Annotated in this window: 4 protein-coding genes; all 4 read right to left on the reverse strand. The window is 63.8% G+C overall.

All coding sequences use genetic code 11. From position 1 onward, the window contains the following. Positions 1-206 precede the first annotated feature (206 nt). Positions 207-1,886, reverse strand: coding sequence for a sensor histidine kinase (locus WMO66_RS00825; RefSeq protein WP_349134510.1), 1,680 nt, complete (start codon positions 1,884-1,886; stop codon positions 207-209). Beyond that, the gene (locus tag WMO66_RS00830) at positions 1,883-2,563 is read right to left on the reverse strand and encodes a winged helix-turn-helix domain-containing protein (RefSeq protein ID WP_349134511.1); all 681 of its coding nucleotides are present in this window, start codon (positions 2,561-2,563) and stop codon (positions 1,883-1,885) included. The genes WMO66_RS00825 and WMO66_RS00830 overlap by 4 nt, the downstream gene beginning before the upstream one ends. Positions 2,564-2,575: 12 nt before the next feature. Beyond that, the gene (gene phoU / locus WMO66_RS00835) at positions 2,576-3,223 is read right to left on the reverse strand and encodes a phosphate signaling complex protein PhoU (protein WP_349134512.1); all 648 of its coding nucleotides are present in this window, start codon (positions 3,221-3,223) and stop codon (positions 2,576-2,578) included. Next, positions 3,223-3,796 (reverse strand): phosphate ABC transporter ATP-binding protein (locus tag WMO66_RS00840; protein WP_349134513.1); only part of this gene is annotated, 574 nt, incomplete at its 5' end. The genes WMO66_RS00840 and phoU, both read right to left, overlap by 1 nt.

The raw sequence follows: 3,796 nt of genomic DNA on the forward strand, positions 1-3,796 counted from the left end.
GACGCCGCATCCGTAAGGCGGCAAAGCCGCCAACGGCTGCGCAGTGAGCGCCGCTACAGACGCAATTGGTTTTTACCATTTTATCGATAGCCAATACGAATCGTCAGCGTGTCGCCGGGAGGGGCATGCCCCTCCCCTACAAACATGAATAACATTTGCGCGCAAAAAGCCGCTGCGGCAGAACCGCAGCGGCTCATTCTGTTTTCTTACGCCTCGCCGGGGCGGGGGAAGGTGACGGTGACGGTCGTACCCGTGCCAAGGGTGCTCTCCAGTGCAACGCGGGCGTGGTGATAGGCCGCAGCGTGCTTCACGATGGACAGGCCGAGGCCCGTGCCGCCGATGGCGCGCGAATGGCTCTTATCCACGCGGTAGAAGCGCTCGAACACGCGGTCCTGCTCCGCCGCCGGGATGCCGATGCCGGTATCCGCCACGCGGAGGACCGGCTGGCCGTTCTCCTCCGCCGTGCTGACGGTCACGCTGCCGCCCTTGCGGTTATACTTGATGGCATTGTCGCAGAGATTGTAGATCAGCTCGTCCACGATCTGCGCAATGCCGTGCACGCGGCAGGGCTTCAGCTCCGTGCGGAGCGTGACGTCGTGCTGTGCGGCCGCGTCCTGCAGGCGGGAGACGACGCTTGCGGCCATGCCGTCGAGGCGCAGGTCCGTCTTTTCGCTGCCCACGCTGCCCTCGTCGAGCTGGGACAGGCGGATGATATCGCCGACCAGAGCGATGAGGCGCTGCGCCTCGGTGTAGATGTTCCCGGCGAAGTGCTGCACGTCCTGCGGCTTTGCGATGCCGTCGCGGATGAGCTCGGCAAAGCCGGAGATGGACGTCAGCGGCGTGCGCAGCTCGTGGGAGACGTTCGCCGTGAATTCGCGGCGGAGCTGCTCGCGATTCTCGCGCTCCGTCACGTCCAGCAGCACGAGCACCGCGCCCGCAAGGCGGCCGTCCTCCATAGCCGGGTTGGCCATGAGCTGGTAGATGCGGCCGTCGAGCGTCAGGGTGCGCAGGTCGTGCTCGCCCGACAGAGCGCGCTGCACGGCCTCCCGGAAGTCCTCGCTGCGGTTCACGGCCAGCACGGACTGCTTTTCGACATTTTCGATCTGCAGCAGGCGGCGCGCGCTCGGGTTGCAGAACAGCAGGTTCGTCCGGGCGTCGACGATGAGCAGGCCTTCGTTCATGTGCTCCGTGATGGCGGTGAACTCCGTCTGGCGGCGGCGCAGCTCGTCCATCTGCGCGGCGATCTGCCTGTTCTGGGCGGAAATTTTCTCCAGCAGGGGGGAAAGCTCGTCATAGGCCTCCGCCTGCTCCGGATGCTCCAGGTCGAGAGCATTCAGCGGGCGGACAATGCGCTTCGACAGACGATAGGACAGCAGCCACGCCAGCGCAATGGCGACAAGCACGGCCGCAACGGCCGGGCGCAGCATGCGCAGCAGGATGCCGAGCACGGAATCACGCGTTCCGGCCAGCCGGAGCACCGTGCCGTCCTGCAGGCGGCAGGCATAGTAGAACGTCTTCTGGGACAGCGTCGCGGAATAGCGCTCGCTCTCACCCGCGCCGTAGCGCAGGGCATCAGCCACCTCGGTGCGCGCGGCGTGGTTCTCCATCTGCGCGGGGGCGGCCTCGTTGTCATAGCGGACGGTGCCGTCGGCGCCGATCCAGGTGATGCGGATCGGTGAGATCTTATCCTGCTCCAGCGAGCGCAGATACTCCTCCTCCGCAAGGCCGCCGTTGATGGCATGGGCCATGGAGAGGGCCTCGCTCTTCAGCTCCGAGCGGTACTGCACGGCATAGTCGTTATAAAACACGACGGACAGCAGCGCCACGCTCAGCAGGAGCACGACGAGGGCCACCAGAAAAATGGACCGGAAAATTCGTTTTGTCATACCGCAGTCTCCCGCAGGCGGTAGCCCACACCGCGGACCGTCTCGATCTGGCCGCCCGCTGCGCCGAGCTTCAGGCGCAGGGAGCGGATATGGACGTCCACGGTGCGGCTCTCGCCGTCAAATTCATAGCCCCAGATGCTGGAAAGCAGCCGGTCACGCGTAAAGACCTGCATCGGATGCTCGAGCATCAGGTGCAGCAGCTCGTATTCCTTCAGCGTGAGCGTCAGCTCCTCGCCGCAGGCGCGCATGGTGTGCGTGGTGGTGTCGCACTCGATGTCCCCGCAGCGCAGCTTCTCGCGGCGCTCGCGGCCGAACTCCGCCCGGCGCAGCAGAGCGCGCACGCGGGAGATCAGCTCCATCATGCCGAACGGCTTTGTAAGATAATCATCCGCGCCGCCGTCCAGCCCGATGACCTTGTCATATTCGCTGCTGCGCGCAGTGAGCATCATGACGGGCAGGTGCTCCGTGCGCGGGCTGGCGCGCAGCCGGCGCAGGATGGAAAGCCCGTCCTCCTCCGGCAGCATGATGTCCAGGATCAGCAGCTCCGGCAGGGCGCGCTCCATGGCGTCATAAAACTCCGAGGGCGCGGCGAAGCCCGTGGCCTCCAGCCCGGTGCTGCAGAGCGTGTAGACAACAAGCTCGCGAATGGCGCTGTCGTCCTCCAGCAAATAGATCATAAAAAGTTCCCCTTACTCTCCGGCATGTGCGCCGGTGATGGAATATTCGACCCACTCTGCCACATTCACGGCATGGTCGCCGATGCGCTCGAGATACTTTGCGATCATCAAAAGATCGAGGCACTCGCCGCTCAGGTCCGGGTGCTCGGTGATCTGACCGACCAGCTCGTTTTTCACGGTGTCGAACAGGCCGTCGACGATGTCGTCCTCCTTCTGAACGGCACGGGCCTTGCCGAGATCCTTGCGGACGAAGGAGTCGACGCTGTCCGTGACCATGCGGCTGGCGGCGCGGGCCATTTCATAGATGTGCGTGCCCGACTTGAGCTGCTCATCCTTGATGTAGCCGGTGATGCCCGCGATGTCCGAGGCCTGGTCGCCGATGCGCTCCAGATCGGAGATCATTTTCAGCGCGGAGGAGATCGTGCGCAGGTCGCGCGCAACGGGCTGCTGCTGCAGCAGGAGCTTCATGCACAGGCTCTCGATCTCGCGCTCCTTGTGGTCGATCTCGCGCTCCAGCGCGGCCGCCTTTTCGGCGCTTTGCTTGTCCGTTTCATTTTTCAGCGTGTGCATGGAGGCGGAGATCGCGTCCTCGCACAGCGCGCCCATTTCAATCAGTTTCCGGTTGAGCAGCTCCAGCTGCTCGTCAAAGCGGATGCGCATCAGCCAAACCTCCCCGTGATGTAATCTTCGGTGCGACGGTCCTGCGGCATGGAGAAGATCTTCTCCGTCGGGCCGAATTCGACCATATCGCCCAGCAGGAAAAACGCCGTTTTGTCCGAGATGCGGGCGGCCTGCTGCATATTGTGCGTGACCATAACAATAGTATAATCCTTTTTCAGCTCCATGGCAAGCTCTTCGATGCGCGAAGTGGAGATCGGGTCGAGAGCGCTCGTCGGCTCGTCCATCAGCAGGACCTCCGGCTCAACGGCAAGGGCTCGCGCGATGCACAGGCGCTGCTGCTGGCCGCCGGACATGCCGAGGGCGCTCTTTTTCAGGCGATCCTTCACCTCGTCCCAGATGGCGGCGCCGCGCAGCGATTTTTCGACGATCTCGTCGAGCTTCACGCGGGAGCGGACGCCGTGGGTGCGCGGGCCATAGGCCACGTTGTCATAAATGCTCATGGGGAAGGGATTCGGCTTCTGGAAGACCATGCCGACGCGCTTGCGCAGCAGGTTCACGTCCATTTTGCGGGAAAAAATATCCTCGCCGTCCAGCGTGACGGTGCCCTCGATG

This window comes from Faecousia intestinalis, assembly GCF_040096185.1.
Lineage (GTDB): Bacteria > Bacillota > Clostridia > Oscillospirales > Oscillospiraceae > JAZOXB01.